Consider the following 19,838-nt stretch of genomic DNA (forward strand, 5'->3'; position numbering starts at 1 on the left):
TGACTGGCGGAGCCCAGCAAAATGCTGGGCAGATCACAACCTCAGATTACATCCTGTATACTGATACATCCCTGTCATATTTATTTGCTAGAAAGTCTCGTATCTTTATATGGGATGCATTTCAAATGTTCAAAAAATTTTTATCTTTTTTAATAATACTTTCTTCCGTTGTCGCAAGTCTTACCTGTGCCGAAACAGATAGTTCTTTTGACAAGAATAAGCGCACTCTGGTCATCGCCCATCGTGGAGCATCTGCCTATTTACCGGAGCACACCCTGGAGGCTAAAGCACTGGCCTACGGTATGCACCCTGATTATATCGAGCAAGACCTGGTTCTTAGTAAAGATAACCACCTGATTGTAATGCACGATATTTATCTTGATAGCACAACCGACGTTGCTGATGTTTTTCCCGATCGGGCCCGTGAGGACGGCCACTTTTACACTATTGACTTCACTTTGGAAGAACTGAAAAAACTACGTGTCAGTGAAGCATTCATCATGGGTGAAGATGGACCCCAGGCGAAATATCCACATCGTTTCCCCCTGTGGAAATCCAGTTTCCAACTCTCTACATTTGAAGAGGAAATTGAACTGATCCAGGGATTGAACCGCTCACTCGGCTATGACATTGGTATCTATCCGGAAATCAAAAAACCCTACTTTCATCACTGGGAAGGTAAGGACATTGCCGCAATTGCACTGGAGAAACTTAAGCAATACGGTTACATTAACAGGGATCAAAAAATCTTCTTCCAGTGTTTTGATGCTGAAGAATTACAACGAATTAAATATGAATTAATGCCTGCTCTCGATATGGACATCCCTCTGGTTCAACTTATTGCAGCAACCAGCTGGGGAGAGAAATTAATTCAAGTTAACGGCAATATTCAAAATTACGATTATGATTGGATGTTGGAACAGGGCGGTTTGCGTAAGATTGCCAACTACGCAGATGGCATCGGCCCCTGGTACCCCATGCTGATTGAAATTCAAGATGGAAAACCACGTGCCAATAATGTCGTACGCCGCGCTCACCGCAGACATTTACAGGTACATCCTTACACTTTCCGCGCCGACCCAGAAAAGCTCCCAGAAGAGTTCGAAAGTTTTAATCACTTTTTACATTTTGCCGCTTACCAGTTACACGTGGATGGTTTATTTACAGATCACCCCGATCAGGCAGTCAATTACCTATCCCGCGGCAACCGTAAGCAACATCAACAGTAAGTAAATCAAGCGAAAAAAAAGGCCACTTTTTAGCGGCCTTTTACTTTTAGTCGAACTTTGAGAAGTCTGCGGGACGTTTTTCCATAAAAGCAGTCGCAGCTTCTTTGAATTCCTCCGAGGCTAGTCGATCCTTGAAGTGGCGCCCCTCATCCTGGATAAACTCCAGTCCTTTTTCCAGTGTCGCCTGACGTAATAATTGTTTGGTCAAGCGCACAGCTGCCGGTGCCTTTGCCGCAAGTTCCAAAGCGGCCTCTCGAGCACGAGCAATCGCCTGCTCAGGTTCCACCGCCGCATTACAAATACCAATATCCACAGCCTCCTGTGCAGAAAACTTCTTGCCGAGTAATAGAAGTTCTGAAGCTTTGGCATGGCCAGCAATACGGGGGAGCAAGTAACTGGAACCGTACTCGGGACAAAGCCCCAAGTTTACAAAAGGCATTTGGAACATAGCATCATGACCGGCAAAGGACAGGTCACAGTGCAACAGCATAGTGGTGCCGATACCTACCGCCGGACCATTTATCGCTGCTACAACAGGCTTGGGGAAGCTGTAAAGCGCACTCATGAACTGGAATACCGGTGACTCTTCACCCTCAGCGGAACCGCCGAGGAAGTCTGTTAAATCATTACCACTTGTAAAAATGCCCTCTGCACCAGTTATGATGACCACTCGAATATCGGAGTTATTCGCTGCACTATTGAGCAGCTCAGCCATAGCAGTATACATGGCCATGGTCAGAGCATTTTTGCGTTCCGGGCGATTAATGGTGATTTCCAGTATACGGTCGTTGACCTGGGCCAGAATTTCCGTACATGCACTTTGCATATTATTCTCCGGGTATAGAATCATTTGAGACTGCCAAACAGTCTTTTATATTGGCCTGTCATAGAGCCGTTTTGCATTAAAACGACTCCAGCTATCCACTCAATGAGCGGATCAATAACAGAGAGCACCTATTCAGGCGATTCATATTACCGGCTGCACTCGCTTAGGCGAGTTCATAACCAACCACTTTCGTTGACGGGATTAACCCGGCAGCTGAGAGTCACCGGGAGGACTGCACCGCTAGCCTTTTACCGCAGGATCCCTTCGTAGAGGTTGACACACACAGTGAACGCCGCCACCCCCCGGGGTGATCATGGAGATGTCTGGATCAATCACTTCCAGCCCATGAGCGCGGCATTTCTCCGCCAGGCCGGTGTTAGCCTTAGGCAACATCACCCGGTCGTTGCCCAGAGCCACCACATTAACCCCGAGTTCCAAAACTTGAGGGAAAGGGATATCGATAATCTCGATATTACGGCTCTTAAACCACTGCACCAACTCAGGCTCTACAGCATCAACACAAATAGCTGCCAACTTCTCTGCCAGCATCGCCACCATGACATCAATATGCAGGAAGAAGGGGTCAAACTGGTAACCCTTCACTTCCCAGCCCTCTTTTTCCACCCAGCGTTGCATTTGCTCAAAGCCTTGGGGGCTAGTGCGCTCTCCAGAGTATCCACAAAGTATTACCCCAGGTTCTAACACCATGAAATCACCGCCTTCAAGAGAACCTGCAGTAATCACATCGTAAATGGGAATTTCCAGTTGGGCATATTTTTTGACGATGGGCACCCATTCACCACGACGCCAGGGACTGTACATCTGCGTCACTATCGGGCCCCAAGGAGTCATTACTGAGGAGTCACGCCCATAAATCTGGTAAGGCAAGCTACGATCGGCTGGAATCAGGTGTGTATTTACTCCCGCATGTCGATAAGCATCAAGCATCTCCGCGTGCTGGGCTTCAGCTACCTTGTGATCAAACTGCATTCCGAGGCGCTCGGCGCGACGGGCACTGGCATTACCAGTTCGCCAGCTGAAGTTATCCACAGGCCCGATAAGTACATCGCGCAATACGCCATATTCGGAATCCATCCCCCAATTGGCAAGGGGAACTGTGCCGCCATCCTCATTGCGGTACTTCAGGGTAAATTCACTCATCTAATCCATCCAAATTACTATTGCCGGGCCACTGGCTATATTCCCCAAAAGCCCATTCAGTCTTTAATTTATTTCTCTATAGCCTCAGGCCAGCTCAGTACTGGAAAGCATTGCCTGCAACAAGACATTACAACCTGCCTCAAGATGTCCAGGCTCAGCGGATTCAGCCTCATTATGGGAAAGGCCACCTGCACAGGGGACAAAAATCATTGAGACCGGGGCAACCCTGGAGACATAAACAGAGTCATGCCCAGCACCGGAGACCATCTTGCGATGGCTGTAACCCAGGCTTTGCACAGCGCTGTCAACAGCCTCGATACACGCCTCATCGAAAGCTACCGGCGGCGAATACCATTCCTCCCGCACATCAATGGCAACACCACTGGCTTCCTGCACCTGCTCTGCCACTCGGTAAAGGCTGCGATGCAGGTGCTCTAACCCCTCTGGCTTGGGGTGACGCAAGTCCAGGGCCAGTACAACCTTTTCCGGCACTGTATTGCGGCTGCCCGGAGCTGCGCGCAGATCGCCACAGGTCATTCTGGCATCTTCAGAGTAAGCCTTTACTTCGCCGTAAAGCCTTTCACAAAGCCATGCCAAAGCCTGCACCGGATCACGGCGGTCCTCCATAGGCGTAGGACCGGCATGACAGGGAGTACCGAAAAAAGTGACATCGTACCAGCGGATACCCTGTACCCCGGTAACCACACCAATCACCTGATCCTGCTTTTCAAGAATCGGCCCCTGCTCAATATGAGCTTCGAAAGCCGCTTTTACCGGGAAGGGCTTGGCTGGCTCAGTTCCCAGGTATCCAATGCGCTCCAACTCCTGACCAATACTGAATCCCGCCTTATCAACACGGCTATGGCCGTACTCGAGACTGAACTCCCCAGCCCAAACACCAGAACCCACCATCGCTGGGGAAAAACGTGCGCCCTCTTCATTAGTCCACACGACTACTTCCAGTGGCGCTTTGGTCCTTATCCCCTTCTCCTCCAGAGTACGCAGTACCTCCAATCCCGCCAGTACTCCATACACACCATCGAATTTTCCGCCAGTAGGCTGGGTATCCAGATGGGACCCGGTGATAACCGCAGGCAAGCTATTATCTAAACCCGCTCGCCTGGCAAAAATATTTCCCATCCGGTCCACACGAATCTCGCAGCCAACTTCACGGCACCAACGCACAAACAAATCGCGCCCATTGCGATCTTCATCCGTCAGCGCCTGTCGATTGCAGCCACCAGCAGGAGTGGCCCCAACTTCAGCCATCTCTATCAAGCTACGCCATAGGCGTGCACCGTCGACACGCAGTTGTTGTACGGGGTTTTCCATTCAAAGAACTCCGGGCCTAATATTGAGCAACATACTAATCACTTTGCTGAAATTTTTGTTTTGATCCTGACTGGCTAAAGAGAGCAATATTCTGTAGCTGATCAAAACTCGACCAGGAAGCTGCCCACTATGCCACTCACCTACAGCTCATACCTTAAAGTAGACGAGCTTCTGCAATGCCAGAAGCCCCTTTCTGATGGCCCAGAGCACGATGAGCTTTTATTTATTGTGATTCATCAGAGTTATGAATTGTGGTTTAAGCAAATGCTGCACGAGCTGGACTTCCTCGTGAGCCTTTTCAATGCTGGCGAACGCAACCGCGCTCTGCATACGCTGAAAAGAGTGGATGCCATTTATCGTACCCTAATCCAGCAGGTAGACATCCTCGAAACCCTCACCCCTCTGGAGTTCCTCTCTTTCCGTGATCGTCTTTCAACCGCCAGTGGTTTTCAATCTTTTCAATTCCGCGAGCTGGAATTCTTATATGGAGCCAAGGATCCAAGAAAGCTCGATAACTATTTACCGGGTTCTGAACACTATGCTCGCCTGCAAAAGCGACTGAAATCCCCAACACTGTGGGACGCTTTTCTAAATTTCCTGGCTAAGGAGGGCCACCAGATACCCAATAGTCTATTGGAGCGTGATTTTAACCTGGTTGCCGAACCATCCCCTGCGGTACAGCAAATTCTAATTGATATCTATCGCAATGATCCCCTGGTTAGCGAGATTTGCGAGGCTTTGGTGGATATTGATACCTCACTACAACAATGGCGGTATCGGCACGTGAAGATGGTGGAGCGTACCATTGGCAGCAAGATTGGCACCGGCGGCTCTAGTGGTGTGGGCTACTTGCAAACTACCCTGTTCAAGGCCGTTTTTCCTGATCTGTGGGCTATTCGCTCAGAATTCTAGATACAACTCGGGACCTAAGAAAGTAGCTATGACTATAAGTCGGTGAATAGTCAAGTAGTTCTTCCTGCCCGTAAAACTGCGCAGGCATAAAAAAAGCCAGCACAATGCTGGCTTTTTAACTCTAACCCTCAACTAAATAGTTGAGTGGGCTTACTTCTCGAAGGGTACCAGTGACACCTGGATAACCGGGCTTACTTCCTTAGCCGCATCAGCAATCTGTACATAAGTATCGGCACTGGACTTGTTGTGCGCACGTACAATCACGATTGCCTGGGGATTCTCAGCGTACAGCTGGGCGATACGGGCACGAACCGCACGGCTATCAATTCTGCTACCCGCCAGAGTGATCTCATCATTGGCATTCACAACCAGTAGAATATTCTGATTACTTTCATCAGGTGGGTTCTGGTTGGTCTGATTCGGATCAGGCACATTTACGTCCAACGCTTTCTCTTTCACAAAGGACGCCGTCACAATAAAGAAGATCAGCATGATAAACACAACGTCCAGCATGGGCGTCAGGTCGATATCCGCCTTTTCTTCTTCTACGGCCTTTCCGCGTCGTCTACTCATAAAACACCGTGCAATTATCAAATACCAAAGGTGCCGGATTAACCGGTCTAATCTGGTGGGCAAGATTGCCGCGAATCGGCAAGCATTGCAAGCACAACCTATAACTCAGACAAATAGTCCATAAAAATCAATAGCTTACAAAATAATCCCAGCCCCGCAGATCATTTTTTGAGCGAAAAAATCCGACTAGCGCTGTTCTAAATAGTTCTGATAATCCGGTACTTCACGATTGAAAGCCTGATCCATCAAGGCCGACTGCACAATCATATCAGCACTGCTCGAATTACAAGCCACAGGGATATTCCAGGCTGCCGCGATACGCAATAGCGCTTTAACATCCGGGTCATGTGGCATCGGCTCAAAAGGGTCCCAAAAGAAAACCAATAGGTCGACCTCTCCCTCACTGATTCTGGCCCCCAATTGCTGATCCCCACCAAGGGGGCCACTTAGCAACCTTTCCACCCTCAGGCCCGTGGCCTCCTCAATCTTGCCACCGGTAGTTCCAGTAGCCAGGAGGTTGTGCTTTTCCAGAAGCGCGCGGTGGCGCAAACACCAGTCGATCATTGTTCCCTTGCGGTTATCATGTGCCACTAGAGCGACGCGTTTGGTAGCAGGCAGGGCTTTAGAGATAAATTCCATTGGAACCTCGGCAGGGTGATTTTCTTCTATATTATCTTAATTCTGGCTTTTAGCTCTGGCATCCTCCCCTTGAAAACCCTTTGCCAATCCAATTAAGAAAATTCTCTCCCGCAGGAATATTTCCAGCCCGTTATAATAGGAAAAAAATCCTATCTATATAAAGGAGTGAGTATGAGTGTCGGTGCCTGGGAGCCACAGGTGAATGGCCAGCAAGAAGAAAGCCATTGGGAATTCAACCGGGATCAACTGCAAAGATTTATTGCGGCCACAGTGATAGATAGCCCTCTAGCAGAAACCATAAATGAGGAGGACCAACAAGCCTCACAACTTATCCGACTTCCAGCTCAACAGTGGCTGGAGCAAAGCCAGCATTGGAATAACGATCAGCTATGGCAACTGATACGTTTTTTCACACTCGCAGAAATGCAATTGGCCGGCTGGGATGCGGGAGCGGAGTCAGCCGTAATACCTTTAGCAAAGGTTCTTCGACAACGTAAAGCCGCGCTATCACGAGAACAGCTGCTGTGGATTCGCCAACACTCTGATAACCGCTATCTGCCATACGGGCCACTATGATCTAATCATTACTAATGAAGATAGCTAGTTGTTCGGTGAAAGAAACAGCCTGGTCTTTTCCTTTCACCGGAGCCCCATAAAAGAATCCACTAAAGTCCAACCTCCTCCCACCCAATTGCAAATATCAATCGCAATAACTTTGTTGCCGCCAACCCAGCCTGACATCTGCCCATGAACACTATTAACAAACTAAGCCCTTACAACTTTCAATAGAAAATGAACAAAAGTGATAATTCGTGGGCCGAATGCTGCCTAGTGAGACTACTTCAAGCTTCGAAACATCAACTGGGATTCACAAATGAGAGAAATACGTTCTTGTGTCACTATATAACAAAATGAATTGATTCGGTCTGAAGTAGGGACAATACAGAATGTATGAATCAACAAACAACTAGTTAATCTACCCCTCTAGAACTTCCCCTCCTTTGGCTGAAAGAACTGACCTGCTTTTTATTTGGTAATCCTGTCACAAACATTGTGTAAACCCCTCAATCAGTTGGCACCCCTTAACCTGGAGCATCAAAACTAATCTATACATTGGTGTCGGAGATCGGCCATGTTGCCGTAGAACCATGGGTTACAAAAAGCATCATCTAATAATCTGCTCCCAAAGAACTGCTCTCATAAAACCGTATAAATAAGAAGGCTATATCGTCTGCCACTCACTTCCACTGCAAATACTTAATTTACACCGCACTAGTTACACTCAAGAACCACTCAAACTACATGATTTGCTTCACCACACTTATACACCCCGATAATAGATGCCTTTGCACAGCGAAATTTCCGGAGATACAAAGTGGCATGGACAGCCATCAGTTAGGTTTTGTTAGCATGATGAGTAGACAAGAAAGTTAAATTGCTTACTTAACTCATCTTAACCGTAGTGAGAAGCTTGCCAACAAAGAGAGTTGGCCACAAAAAATGTAGGACCATTAATCCATACGAAATTACTCAACTATTCACGTTTTAAACACATTTGATAAACGTGCACTACGATAAACAAAACGTGTCCATAACTTATCAAGAAACACAAAACGCCCTTCGAAATCCTCTTTGACAGGTCCACAAAATGGAAATAAGTTAAAAAAAACCATTTTTTTTAACTTAAATTGCAAAAAACCCTATAAAACACTTGCATTTAGGTATACAAATAAGCTGCAATTAGCGCCGCTTACTTGGAGGGACTCACTATCAATTGTTTTCTGCCGAAAACAAACGTCTTTAGTGACGCAATGCAACGCAAAGATGGCTGAGAATAATTGATAGGAATGCCTCCAATTTACTAAAACAAATCTTTTGCAGGGATAATTTAATGGCTACAAAGAAAGCCCCTAAGGTCGCTACTAGCGATATCGCTCAACTAGAAGCAGAGCTTCGCTCTTTGACCGCAAAACTGGAAAGCGCTCGAGTCAAACAAGAGAAAGACCTTTCCACTAAAGCAGAAAAATTGGCCATCAACGCCAAGAAAGCTGCAGAAAAAGCTAAAACCACCCAGGAAAAACTGGCCACTGTTCGCGCCAAGAAGAAGACTCCTGCACAGCAAAAGCAACTGCAGAAAGCCCGCGATGCCGCAGCAGCTGCCAAAACCGCAGCAACTGAACTCAAGAATGCCGCGGCTGAAGCCAAAGAAGAACTGGCTGCGATCAAAGCTGCCAACAAACTTGCCGCTAAGGTAGCTAAAGTTGTCGCTAAAGAAGAAACTGCTATTGCCAAAAAGCTGGCTACTGCTGACAAGAAGAAAGCCGCTGCTGAAGCCAAAAAAGCTGCTGCTGCTGCCAAAAAGGCCGCCGCTGCAGAGAAAAAGAAGGCAACTGCTGTAAAGAAAAAGCCTGGACGCCCGGCTAAAACTGAAGAAGCCAAGAAAAAGCCTGGCCGTCCGCCAAAAGCAGCAGCCGCTGAAGAGACTAAGAAGAAGCCCGGTCGCCCCAAGAAAACTGAAGAAACCAAGAAAAAGCCCGGTCGTCCCGCCAAAAGTGAAGCGGCAAAGAAAAAGCCAGGGCGCCCCAAAAAAGCAGACACTGCAGCCCCAGCTGCAACTGAAGCTGCTCCAGTGAAGCGCGGCCGCGGCCGTCCACCAAAGGCAGAAACTGCACAAAAGAAGCCTGGACGCCCAGCTAAAAGCGAAGAAGCAAAGAAAAAGCCAGGGCGCCCCAAAAAAGCAGACGCCGCAGCCCCAGCTGCAACTAAAACTGCTCCTGTAAAGCGCGGTCGTGGCCGCCCGCCCAAGGCCAAGTAAGTGCCCTAGCAACGGGAACTTGAACTCCCGCTGTACGAACCCCGGCTGGCCCGGGGTTCAGCTTTTCGTTTGCCACTCCTCCTATTCCAAGCCGCGTAATTCTCTCATTCTGGCCTGAGTCTGACTTTCTTAATTCGATGGTCCCTACCTAATTGCAAAACACAGTTCGCCCAGTTAGGCATATCCATCAGGATGTTTCGTGTTACTCTTTCATAATGCTGAACAAATCGCTCCAACTCTTCTTCTCGCATCCCCATACCAGTCCGCTCACGTAGCTTTTGCTCCTGCAGTTTTCGCCACTCAAGAATAGAACTCATATCTGGCGCCTTTAGCAATACCATAACTTCTACTTTATCGAAAAGCTGTTGGTAATGATCTTTGAGCTGTTGGTTGACGTAATTCCTCCAGATACCAGCTTGATCCTCTGTCTTTTCCAGAAGGTTTAATGGGTAATTTGCTCTAACCATTGGCCGAGCTCCAAGGCACCAGCCCTCAAACAGAACTATATCCACCTTCCCATTGTGTATCGGCCACCGATCATGAGGCGCCCTCTCATCAACAGTTTTGTCAAAACGGGGGAGAGCTATAGTCGTTTGACTGCTGGCATGACACAGAGCCTCAAGGATATCAATCCCCATTTGAACGTCATGAGTGCCCGGTACTCCCCTAGTTTGCAAAAGGGGGTGAACATCCTGTGCAAGTTGTCGTCGCTCTGCGCGGGTCAGGTAAATATCATCCAGGGAGAGTGCACAACAATCGAGTCCAAACTCTGACAAAACGCAACGAATAAAGTCTGTCAGTGTGGACTTACCAGTGCCCTGGCCACCGCTAATACCCACTACCAGCGTTTTTCCTGGTGCATGACACTCCTGCAACCACAATGCCAGCGGCAAATAATATTGAAGTACCTCTGAGTGAAACTCCGCTGGCAACTGATGCTGCGAAATAAAGTCCACGATACTGGAGCGCAAGTTTGTCCCGACAAGATAGCGGCTGCGCTCCACAATACTTTCGGGCCAGGTTTTTAGCATTTTTATTTCCTACAAAGAAAACGGGGGCCATGGCCCCCGCAATTAGTGATCATAAGACTATATAAAGCTAACTCCAGCGAATTTTGCCCAACCCGGTCCCAAATCGCTTTCCACGTAGATGTCCCGGTAGCACCAGCATCACCGGAGTGACCAGAAGCGTTAGTAATGTGGAAAAAGAAAGACCATACACAATAGCACTGGCAAGTTTGACCCAGAAGGAGGCTATCACTCCATCAACCACCACATTCCTGCCAACCATATCCACACTCACCCCCAAAGCCAGTGGTAATAACCCAAGAATAGTTGTGGCCGTAGTAAGAAACACCGGGCGCAGCCTCTGGGTAGAGGCCTTTAGCGCAGCCTGGGCTGGTGTGAATCCCGGTTCACTCTTACGCACAAAATTGTAAGTATCAATAAGTACGATATTGTTGTTGACCACAATTCCCGCCAGAGCAACGATGCCAACTCCAGTCATAATGACGCTAAAAGTACTTTGGGTTACCAGCAGGCCGAGCATGACGCCAATGGTAGACATAATTACCGAGGATAGAATCAGCAATGACTGATAAAAGCTGTTGAACTGGGTCACCAATAAGATAAACATGAGGAATAGTGAAAGTAGGAAAGCAACGCCTAAAAACTGGAAAGACTCACTCTGCTCTTCATCTGCACCACGAAACAGTAATTCAATACTCGGGTCCACCGGATTTTTTTCCAGCCAGGCCCGGATTTCTTTTACCTTATCATCCGGTAATACTCCCTCCTGGGCGTCCGCCTTAATCTGCATACGGGTTATTCCATCAATCCTCTCTATTTTATCAACCTTGGGCATGGCCTCTGTGTGTACAAAGCTACTGATCGGCACTGTACCTCGGGCCGTATTTACCTTCAGCTGCTCCAATGCAGTAATTCCACGGGCGCTCCTTGGGTAGCGAATACGAATATCCACCTCTTCATCAGTGTCATCGGGACGGTATTCGGCCACGCGCACACCATTTGTCACCAATTGTACTGCGCGCCCTACTTCAGTGAGATCCGCTCCATACAGGGCAGCTTTGGCTCGGTCCACTTGCACCTCCCACTGAATACCGGGAAGTGGGGCTGTATTCACAACATCCCGCAGGCCTGTGAATTCATCCTCCATCGCCCGGTGCAATCGCCAAGTCTCCGCCAGGAGTTTTTCATAATCCTGCCCTCGTAACTCCAAGACAATATCCTTACCAACCGGCGGCCCTCCCTCCATAACATTGGCCGTCACCTTAATTCCGGCAAAGTTGGCAGTGCGTGCACGAATATCTTCAAATACTTCCCGGCTGCGCCTTGCCCGCTCTTCTGCCGGTAACAGCTCAACCAGCATATTGGCTATTTGATCCGGTGCCCTATCGGAATTACCGGATATTCCTCCAGAGCCAATAGTACTGTGAGCAACGCGAACTTCCGGTACGCCTAACACAGCCTTTTCTACCTGGGCTACAAGTACTTTCTTTTCCGCCATAGATAAGTTGCCCTGAGCCCGAATTTCTACATTGCCATATTGCTCTTCAGTTTCCGTAAAAAACTCCACCCCAGCACCGTAACGGCCAAAGGCCATAAAGATCGCCACAAGTATCACTATCGTGGTTGCAAATGCTGCGGCGGGGCGACGCAGTACAAACGCCAGCAGGCGTGTGTAATATCCGGTAATGCCCGGCAGCAGGGTCGGCTCTCCCTCTTCCAGTTGCTTGAGGTGATTTCGAGTGGATGCAGTCAGATTACTCTTGCCAAACAGGGAGCCCAGCACCGGGGCAAAAAAGAGCGCGTACAACAGCGAACCCGCCAGAACTGCAAATACAGTCACCGGCAAATAACGCATAAACTCCCCGACAACTCCAGGCCAAAGCATAATCGGCAAAAAAGCGGCGAGCGTTGTCGCGGTAGAGGCGACCACCGGCCAAAACATGCGGCTGACTGAGGCGATATAGGCATTGCGTGCGCTCAACCCCTCAGCCATTTTGCGATCGGCAAACTCGGTGATCACAATGGAACCATCAATCAACATCCCGAGCGCCAGCAACATGCCGAACATCACCATAAAGTTGAAGGAGTAACCCAAATACCAGGTAACAATGGAACCAAATAGCAATGAAAAAGGTACGCCCAGACCCACGAGGATACCCGAGCGGAAACCAAGTGCGGCGACCACAATAATCATCACCAGCAGCATGGCTGTGAGAATATTGCCCTGCATTTCACTGACCATATCCCGCGCAAAGTTGGACTGGTCGAAGACAAATTCCACTTCCACCCCCCTGGGCAGCATATCCAGCTCTTCCTGTACAACCTGCCTGACACTGTCAGCCACATTTACGGAGCTGGCATCGTTACGTTTCTCGACATTAATTGCGAGACCGGGGCGGCCATTAATGCTTGTATAACTAACGGCATCTTTGAAGGTACGGCGGATATCGGTAACGTCTCCCAGGGTAATGACCCCATCGGGGGAGTTTTTTAAGGGGATCTCATAAACATCCTGGGCAGTTTCTATCAAACCTGGAACTTTTACTGAAAAACGACCGCGCTTGGTATCCAGTTCGCCGGCGGGAATCAGCAGATTATTACCCAGTACCGCATTAATCAGCTGGTTACTGGTTACCTGGTAATGCTCCAGGCGCACCGGGTCGATAATTGCTTCAACAACTTCTTCACGGTTTCCATGCAGGTCTGCACTCAGCACATCACTGAGATTTTCAATTTTGCGTTTTAGCCGTTGTGCACTATCGAGTAAAACCCGCTCACTGACCTTTTCTCCAGAAAGAGTAACTACTATTGTGGGGAATGGCTGTGCTGAAGCCTCTTCAACTGTCGGCTCCTCCGCATCCCTGGGTAATTCGGCCCTGGCTCTCTCAACAGCATTGCGGATATCGTCCACGGCATCATCGACGTCGATTGCGGAATCAAATTCCACCACTATATAGGCGAGCGATTCCCGCGCGACGGCAATCACTTCGACAACGCCCTCGACTGCACGGATTTCCTGCTCCATTGGGCGCACTAACAGTCGAACTCCATCCTCCGGCGAGATTCCCTCATGGGTTACCTGCACCATAACAAAGGGTGGATTTACTTCGGGGCTGGATTCGATCGTCATTGCTCCGCGTGCCACCAGCCCCACCAGGACAATCAGCAGCATCAAGCAAAGCGTACTGCGATTTCTCTCAATCGCGCCTTCCAACAACTTCATTGCTGGTCACCTTCTACTATTGGGCGCTGGTCCGAGGCAGGTATTAAAATAGGCTCGGAGTTAGTATTTGCAGGCTGGGAAAGACTTTCAAAAGTCCGCTCGGGTGCAATCATTTCCACACGGACAATATCCCCAGTACTGACATATTCCTGGCCTACAGTAATTAATGTGACCTTGTCCGGTAGACCACTAACCCAGACACCACCATCCCCATCGCCCACCAGGGTGACATTAATAAAGTTGACCTGATTATTTTCATCGAGGATACGCACCCCCAGTTCACCCCGATCATCCAGGGTCAATAGCGAGGAATTGATATGATGTGCCAGGATTTCACCGGTAGGCAGGGCCAGGCGACCACTCAAGCCACCCCGTAGAGCATTATCAGGATTATTAACTGCAACCTCGACCCGGTAGGCACGGGTAATCTCCTGGGCCTGTTGGCTGATATAACGGACCTTACCTTGCACCGGTATTCCACGCTGTAATTGCGCGCTGGCTGGTCCCCCTGGAATTAGGTGGCCTACTTGGTTTTCCGATACTTCTCCGACTATCAGGAGCGGGTCCAGATCCAACAGAGTGGCACACTCTTCACCGCGGCGAATAAAGTCTCCCAACTCTACAGCCCGGCTGTTAACAACGCCGTCAAAAGGGGCACGGATTTTTAAGTTATCAACCATTACCTTGGCTTGGATGTAGTCCGCTTGCGCCTGGGCCAATGCCACCTGCTGAGCAGCCATGGCGGTATCCGATTGCAACCCCTTCTTTTTCAAGCGCAAGGCACCGGCATAATCCAACTCAGCCTTGCGCTGGGCTGCCTCCGCTAGCACCAATTTATCCAGACGATCCTCCGCTTCAATTTCGCAGATCACCTCTCCGCGTTGCACAGAACTGCCCTCGGGCACAGGCAGATTGGTAATGATCCCATCCAGTTCCGCACGCAGGCGTACACTGCGGTTAGCTTCTGTGTGCCCATTTACCAGTGCCTGGGTTGCATAGGACTGTGCCTCGATACGCTGGGCCTGGACGCGCATAGTCGCCTCGGGCTTTATACCTGCCGCCGCTTTCTCCTCTTCCTCAACAGGATCACCTGAACGCAATTCGCCGCTGAACAGCCAGGCAAATGCCAACAGGCTGATGAACATTGCCATGCGGTAATTGCGGTTAGACCAGATGGATGCCAATAAACTCATAGCTATAAAAACCTGTTGAACAGAGGTAAACAGGCCCCGCTTCAATGGAGCAGGGGCTTAAGCAGGCCAAATTTTACACAGCACGGCCATATTCCAAAATTGAATTTTGCTGGAAATAGACCAACTGACGTGACGACAGGGCCGATTACATCCACAGAGGTCTGAGAGACTCTGAGTATATGGGGAACCTAATCACAGCGTTGGTTTTAACCGGGAATTTAACCTAAAGAGGAGGGAAGGCTGGCCACTGCCAAATTCTGACTAACTACCTAGGGCCACGACAGCAGCTCAACCCTCTTAAAGATTAAATTGGTTTGATACTCATGAGAGCATGGATTCGAGGAAGCCGAGCATATCAGATTCATCATCGACCAACTCGCCAGAACCAAACTCCGCATTCCAATCGAGCAGTATTTGCGCCAATGCACGAGCCTGCTCCGCAAGGGCAAGCAGTTCCTCGCGACTGTTCTTGGGACCAGTATAAAGTTTCAGCCTGCGGTGGCTATCCGCCAACTGGTGGCCCGGATACTTGGAGCGGTAAACCTCTAGTTTCCAACGCAGTGAATGCACCATGTTGCGATAAAAAATCAGCTTAGCCGGTAACTGCAATAGGGAGAGGTCTTCCAGATCACCAAACAAAGTACAATCGAGGCCTAGTACCTGAGTCTCACGGCTATGACGCGCGGCAAATACATTGGCACTGCGCGGCTCCGCCAGCAACATCGACAAATCGCCAAATAATTCTCCCGGCCGAATAACTGCCAAGGTACGCTCCGGGGACACCCCCAAACCATTACCGGTATTTTCCATCTGTACCTGCAACTCACCACGCAACAGGAAATAGACCCATTGATCCACATCACCGGCGCGCAACAGTTGCTCTCCCGGCTCCAGGCTTACCAGCCTGGATCGCTTCAACAGTACATCGTACTGCCATTCACTGGCTGCGCGAATATCACGAAAGAGATGAATGACATTGAGCAGCCGATCCACGGCATCCCGCGGGTAATCGATAAGAGGTTTAATTTCCATGCGTACGACAAATTAGTGAAAACTATTCCATTTTTTTGGAAACTGTGGCCAAAGCGACTTTATAAAGCGCGATTCTAAACGATAACAGTCTGCAACACCCATCCTGACTTGTGACAATCGTTTCCCGCTGTGATCGCCCAATCACCTGTAGGAGGACATTCTAACCGCTCTAGGCTTGAACTCCATTGCAGTTGCAGTAGAGTTAGACGAAGTGGTGAGTACAGTGTGCTCGCTCACACTTTGAATGCGCACTTTTTCATCTGACTTGTGTGCACTGGGGAGGGGCCCCAACTTCTTAATTACCGGAACCTCTTAATCCGGGTAATCAGACACCGTAGAACAATGAAATCGATAAAAATTGTCTTCTCACTTTTGGTGTTTACACTTGCTGTATCTGCAAAAGCTGCACCACTCCTAAACGGCCTCGCGCTCGAAAAGCAATTCAACAAAGAGCTCTACATCGCCGCCATCTATTCTGAAAACCTCAGCGGTGACTCCGCCGGGCTACTTAATAGTGAATTGCCACGACGGCTCGAGGTGCGTGTACTAGCCAGTAGCCTGCCCGCACGCCGATTCCGCAACCAGTGGATGGAAGGCATCGCCATTAACAACCGCAGCGATACCTTGAGCAGCCAGGCTGAAACCATGGTGACATTTGCCAATCTGTTTAAGGGGCGCTTTTTACGCGGGGACCAGTTGACCATTGATTTTGCCGCAGATACCGGCATCACCACCGTAGCCTTAAACGGCATTACTCTGGGCGAGATCAATGATCCCGATTTCTTTGATACCCTGATGCGTGCCTGGGTTGGTCCTGTACCGCCATCCACAGATTTCCGCGATGGTCTGCTCGCTGCGGGAAATATTCCCAGTGGCCTACTCACTTCCTTTGAAGCACTCGAGCCCAGCAGTGAACGCATCGCCGAATTGCAGCTGAAGCAAATCAGCCAGGAAGAAGCTCTAGCGGCTGCCCAGGAGCCGGAAAAAGAGGAGGTATTACCCAAACCGACTCTGGCCGCAGTCGAACTCGCCCCCCCAACAATGACCCTAACACCCGCGGCTGCCGAGACTATTGAGGTCATAGACTTGGTAGAGAGCGCGGCCGGAGCTGAGACAACAGACCAACTCCTGCAGTCAGCAGGTGAACCGCGCCAACTCGCAGGTGTAGACAGTGCAGAGGCCAACCAACTGGCTGCCACTGACGCCATGGAGTCCTCCGCCGACACTGCGGAAATGCTTGAGGAGGAAGAAGAAGCCCCTCTCACCGCAGATATGATTCTCGCCCGTCAGATATTCCATTCCACCCTATTGCGCCATACTTTCAGCCATATTCGTTACCCCAAACGCGCCCAGGAGCGCGGCCAGGAAGGCAGTGTACGCTTGCATGTGGTAATTGATTCTGCTGGTGATATCCAGGAAATTCAGACGGTACAGGACTCTCGCTACAGTATTCTCAATCGCGAAGCCCGTGCTGCTGTTGAGCGGGCAGCCCCCTACCCCTCTGTGCCCACACAGCTCGGGAGCGAGGGCTTTAGCTTCTCACTGCCAATTACCTTTAACTTACCAGACTAAGTCCCATCCCAATAAGGTCCCAGCTTATGGGGCCTTATTACTGGCTCAGCCTGATACTTTTACCGCCCTCATCCCATTCTTTTTACTTGCACCCTCCGCAGTCTATCGCGACCAATCTCCCTCTGAACGCAGTTCCCCTTGTCCTGGCCTGAGGTCACCTCTTACCATATGCGGCTGTTTTGACCGATGAAAATTTAGCCAATAGAGCAAAAATGAAAAAATTATTATTACCAGTCGCTATCGCGGGCATCCTTACCGGCACCCAACTATCAATAACAGCCCAGGCACACGATCACGGCAATTCTGGCCATCATAAAGCCGCTAGCCAGCAGGAGCAGCTCTCCTCAGGCATTGATCTCAGCGCCATGGATACTAACGTACGTCCACAGGATGACTTCTTTGCCTATGTAAACGGTACCTGGCTGGAAAACACCGAAATCCCCGCTGACAAATCCCGCTGGGGTGGCTTCTCAATCCTGCGGGACCAGAGCACCGAGCAGGTAAAAGCCCTCATTATGGAAGCGGGCAAGGGCGCCAAAAGCGATGGCGCTAAACAAATTGGTGACCTCTACAACAGCTTTATGAATGAGAAGCTGATTGAGAAAAAGGGCTTGTCTGCCGTTTCCGGTGAACTCACCAAGGTAGACGCTATCAAGTCCCGTAAAGACCTAACTGACTTCTTCGCTTATGCAGATATCGCCGGCTACAACGTTCCTTTCGGCGGTACTATCTATCAGGACCTGAAGCAGGTTGAAAATTACATAACTTTCCTCTGGCAGGCGGGTCTGGGACTGCCGGATCGAGATTACTATTTCGAGGATACCGAGAAGAGCAAGAAACTGCGCAAAGCATATAAAGAGTACTTGGCACAAATCCAGGAGTTGGCTGGGCTCGACAATGCCAAAGCTTTCTCTGACAAGATCTTCAAACTGGAAGAGAGCTTAGCTAAGCACCAGCGCAGCCGTCTGGATAACCGAGACCCCGAGAAGTACTATAACAAAAAATCTGTTGCGGAGCTAAAGAAGCTGATGCCGGCGGTAGACTGGGACAGCTATCTGGCCAAGGCCAAGCTGGGTAAGGCTGACAGCTTCATCGTCGGCCAGCCCGAATACCTGGAAGCGGCCAACCAGATTATCACCGATACCGATATGGCCACCTGGAAGCGCTATCTAAAGGTCAAAGTCCTATCCGCTATGGCGCCCTATATGCACAGTGAACTGGCACAGGCCCATTTTGACTTTTATAGCACCACTATTCACGGTGTAGAGCAAATGGAACCCCGCTGGAAGCGCGGAGTACAGTTCGTCAACGGCGCGGTGGGTGAGCTTGTCGGCAAGCGCTACGTAGAAAAGCACTTCCCGCCAGAGGCCAAGGAGCGCATGGTCGTTCTGGTGGATAACCTGAAAGCGGCCTACCGTGAATCCATCCAGTCTCTGGAGTGGATGGGGGAGGATACCCGCAAGCAGGCGCTGTTTAAGCTGGATAACTTCACCACAAAAATCGGCTATCCCGATAAGTGGCGCGACTACTCCGCCCTTCAGGTGGATGCCAATAACCTGGTAGGTAACGTGCTGGCCGCCAACTTGTTTGAAGCCAGCTTCGAGCGTGACAAGCTGGGTAAACCTATCGATCGCAGCGAATGGGGCATGAGCCCACAGACCGTTAATGCCTACTACAACCCGGCGATGAACGAGATTGTTTTCCCGGCCGCTATCCTGCAACCACCTTTCTTCAATGTAAATGCGGACGACGCGGTGAATTATGGTGGTATTGGTGGAGTGATCGGCCATGAAATTGGTCACGGCTTCGACGACAAAGGCAGCAAGTTCGATGGCAAGGGCTATCTGAACAACTGGTGGACAGACTCAGACCGAAACAACTTTGAAAGCCTCACCAGCAAGCTGGTCTCCCAATACAACGCTTTCGAACCGCTGGAAGGCGAACATATCAATGGCGAGCTGACCCTGGGTGAGAATATCGGTGATCTTTCCGGTCTGGGCATCGCTTACAAAGCCTACAAAATGTCCCTCAATGGCAAAGAGGCTGCGGTGATTGATGGCTTCACTGGCGATCAGCGTGTATTTATGGGCTGGGCCCAGGTTTGGCGCAGTAAAATGCGCGATAAAGCGCTTAGCGGTCGTATGAAAACAGATACCCATTCTCCCGCCGAATACCGGGTCCAAGGCGTATTGCCCAACATTGAAGCTTTCTACGAGGCGTTCGATGTAAAAGAGGGTGACGGCATGTATCTGCCTGAGGAAGAGCGGGTGAAAATCTGGTAACGGACTTTCCTCTCAAGACCG

At 49.8% G+C, this 19,838-nt stretch carries 15 protein-coding genes; 6 read left to right on the plus strand and 9 right to left on the minus strand.

Annotated elements, in window-relative coordinates; all coding sequences use genetic code 11:
- Positions 1-125: 125 nt before the first annotated feature.
- The gene (gene glpQ, locus ACJJIP_RS17610; RefSeq protein ID WP_353376969.1) at positions 126-1,229 is read left to right on the plus strand and encodes a glycerophosphodiester phosphodiesterase; all 1,104 of its coding nucleotides are present in this window, start codon (positions 126-128) and stop codon (positions 1,227-1,229) included.
- A gap of 46 nt (positions 1,230-1,275) precedes the next feature.
- Here glpQ and ACJJIP_RS17615 read toward each other — a convergent pair whose 3' ends face one another.
- From ACJJIP_RS17615 to ACJJIP_RS17625, 3 genes are all read right to left on the minus strand, one after another.
- The gene (locus tag ACJJIP_RS17615; RefSeq protein WP_444945716.1) at positions 1,276-2,055 is read right to left on the minus strand and encodes an enoyl-CoA hydratase; all 780 of its coding nucleotides are present in this window, start codon (positions 2,053-2,055) and stop codon (positions 1,276-1,278) included.
- A gap of 240 nt (positions 2,056-2,295) precedes the next feature.
- Positions 2,296-3,216 (minus strand): dimethylarginine dimethylaminohydrolase family protein, encoded by a 921-nt coding sequence (locus tag ACJJIP_RS17620; RefSeq protein ID WP_444945717.1) that lies wholly within the window; start codon positions 3,214-3,216, stop codon positions 2,296-2,298.
- 84 nt (positions 3,217-3,300) lie between these two features.
- Positions 3,301-4,548, minus strand: a complete 1,248-nt coding sequence (locus ACJJIP_RS17625) for a Zn-dependent hydrolase (RefSeq protein ID WP_444945718.1) — start codon at positions 4,546-4,548, stop codon at positions 3,301-3,303.
- Between the two features lie 120 nt (positions 4,549-4,668).
- Between ACJJIP_RS17625 and ACJJIP_RS17630 the strand changes: the two genes are divergently transcribed.
- Entirely contained in the window at positions 4,669-5,460 is a 792-nt protein-coding gene (locus ACJJIP_RS17630) for a tryptophan 2,3-dioxygenase (RefSeq protein WP_444946937.1), read from the plus strand.
- A 150-nt stretch (positions 5,461-5,610) separates the two neighbouring features.
- Here the strand turns inward: ACJJIP_RS17630 and ACJJIP_RS17635 are convergent, their stop codons facing one another.
- The gene (locus tag ACJJIP_RS17635; RefSeq protein WP_020411881.1) at positions 5,611-6,033 is read right to left on the minus strand and encodes an ExbD/TolR family protein; all 423 of its coding nucleotides are present in this window, start codon (positions 6,031-6,033) and stop codon (positions 5,611-5,613) included.
- Between the two features lie 186 nt (positions 6,034-6,219).
- Positions 6,220-6,672 (minus strand): methylglyoxal synthase, encoded by a 453-nt coding sequence (locus ACJJIP_RS17640; RefSeq protein ID WP_020411880.1) that lies wholly within the window; start codon positions 6,670-6,672, stop codon positions 6,220-6,222.
- Positions 6,673-6,843: 171 nt separating this feature from the next.
- Between ACJJIP_RS17640 and ACJJIP_RS17645 the strand changes: the two genes are divergently transcribed.
- Entirely contained in the window at positions 6,844-7,248 is a 405-nt protein-coding gene (locus ACJJIP_RS17645) for a hypothetical protein (RefSeq protein WP_020411879.1), read from the plus strand.
- A 1,315-nt stretch (positions 7,249-8,563) separates the two neighbouring features.
- Complete coding sequence (locus ACJJIP_RS17650; protein ID WP_020411878.1) at positions 8,564-9,487, plus strand: hypothetical protein; 924 nt, start codon at positions 8,564-8,566, stop codon at positions 9,485-9,487.
- A gap of 104 nt (positions 9,488-9,591) precedes the next feature.
- Here ACJJIP_RS17650 and ACJJIP_RS17655 read toward each other — a convergent pair whose 3' ends face one another.
- The 4 genes from ACJJIP_RS17655 to ACJJIP_RS17670 form a co-directional block, all read right to left on the minus strand.
- Positions 9,592-10,518 (minus strand): phosphoribulokinase, encoded by a 927-nt coding sequence (locus tag ACJJIP_RS17655; protein ID WP_282951678.1) that lies wholly within the window; start codon positions 10,516-10,518, stop codon positions 9,592-9,594.
- Between the two features lie 67 nt (positions 10,519-10,585).
- Positions 10,586-13,738, minus strand: coding sequence for an efflux RND transporter permease subunit (locus ACJJIP_RS17660; protein WP_444945719.1), 3,153 nt, complete (start codon positions 13,736-13,738; stop codon positions 10,586-10,588).
- Positions 13,735-14,931: an efflux RND transporter periplasmic adaptor subunit gene (locus ACJJIP_RS17665; RefSeq protein WP_282951681.1), complete on the minus strand. Its 1,197-nt coding sequence runs from the start codon at positions 14,929-14,931 to the stop codon at positions 13,735-13,737. The genes ACJJIP_RS17660 and ACJJIP_RS17665 overlap by 4 nt, the downstream gene beginning before the upstream one ends.
- 321 nt (positions 14,932-15,252) lie before the next feature.
- Positions 15,253-15,963, minus strand: coding sequence for a cyclic nucleotide-binding domain-containing protein (locus ACJJIP_RS17670; RefSeq protein ID WP_020411874.1), 711 nt, complete (start codon positions 15,961-15,963; stop codon positions 15,253-15,255).
- A 342-nt stretch (positions 15,964-16,305) separates the two neighbouring features.
- Here ACJJIP_RS17670 and ACJJIP_RS17675 point away from each other — a divergent pair, with 342 nt between their 5' ends.
- Together ACJJIP_RS17675 and ACJJIP_RS17680 are read left to right on the plus strand one after the other, a co-directional pair.
- The gene (locus ACJJIP_RS17675) at positions 16,306-17,535 is read left to right on the plus strand and encodes a TonB family protein (RefSeq protein ID WP_444945720.1); all 1,230 of its coding nucleotides are present in this window, start codon (positions 16,306-16,308) and stop codon (positions 17,533-17,535) included.
- Between the two features lie 212 nt (positions 17,536-17,747).
- Entirely contained in the window at positions 17,748-19,817 is a 2,070-nt protein-coding gene (locus ACJJIP_RS17680; protein ID WP_444945721.1) for a M13 family metallopeptidase, read from the plus strand.
- Positions 19,818-19,838 lie beyond the last annotated feature (21 nt).

It is taken from the genome of Microbulbifer variabilis (genome assembly GCF_052467165.1).

Coding starts and splice junctions, on each gene's coding strand:
- glpQ (WP_353376969.1), top strand. CDS start 126: ATGTTCAAAAAATTTTTATCTTTTTTAATAATACTTTCTTCCGTTGTC.
- ACJJIP_RS17615 (WP_444945716.1), bottom strand. CDS start 2,055: ATGCAAAGTGCATGTACGGAAATTCTGGCCCAGGTCAACGACCGTATA.
- ACJJIP_RS17620 (WP_444945717.1), bottom strand. CDS start 3,216: ATGAGTGAATTTACCCTGAAGTACCGCAATGAGGATGGCGGCACAGTT.
- ACJJIP_RS17625 (WP_444945718.1), bottom strand. CDS start 4,548: ATGGAAAACCCCGTACAACAACTGCGTGTCGACGGTGCACGCCTATGG.
- ACJJIP_RS17635 (WP_020411881.1), bottom strand. CDS start 6,033: ATGAGTAGACGACGCGGAAAGGCCGTAGAAGAAGAAAAGGCGGATATC.
- ACJJIP_RS17640 (WP_020411880.1), bottom strand. CDS start 6,672: ATGGAATTTATCTCTAAAGCCCTGCCTGCTACCAAACGCGTCGCTCTA.
- ACJJIP_RS17645 (WP_020411879.1), top strand. CDS start 6,844: ATGAGTGTCGGTGCCTGGGAGCCACAGGTGAATGGCCAGCAAGAAGAA.
- ACJJIP_RS17650 (WP_020411878.1), top strand. CDS start 8,564: ATGGCTACAAAGAAAGCCCCTAAGGTCGCTACTAGCGATATCGCTCAA.
- ACJJIP_RS17655 (WP_282951678.1), bottom strand. CDS start 10,518: ATGCTAAAAACCTGGCCCGAAAGTATTGTGGAGCGCAGCCGCTATCTT.
- ACJJIP_RS17660 (WP_444945719.1), bottom strand. CDS start 13,738: ATGAAGTTGTTGGAAGGCGCGATTGAGAGAAATCGCAGTACGCTTTGC.
- ACJJIP_RS17665 (WP_282951681.1), bottom strand. CDS start 14,931: ATGAGTTTATTGGCATCCATCTGGTCTAACCGCAATTACCGCATGGCA.
- ACJJIP_RS17670 (WP_020411874.1), bottom strand. CDS start 15,963: ATGGAAATTAAACCTCTTATCGATTACCCGCGGGATGCCGTGGATCGG.
- ACJJIP_RS17675 (WP_444945720.1), top strand. CDS start 16,306: ATGAAATCGATAAAAATTGTCTTCTCACTTTTGGTGTTTACACTTGCT.
- ACJJIP_RS17680 (WP_444945721.1), top strand. CDS start 17,748: ATGAAAAAATTATTATTACCAGTCGCTATCGCGGGCATCCTTACCGGC.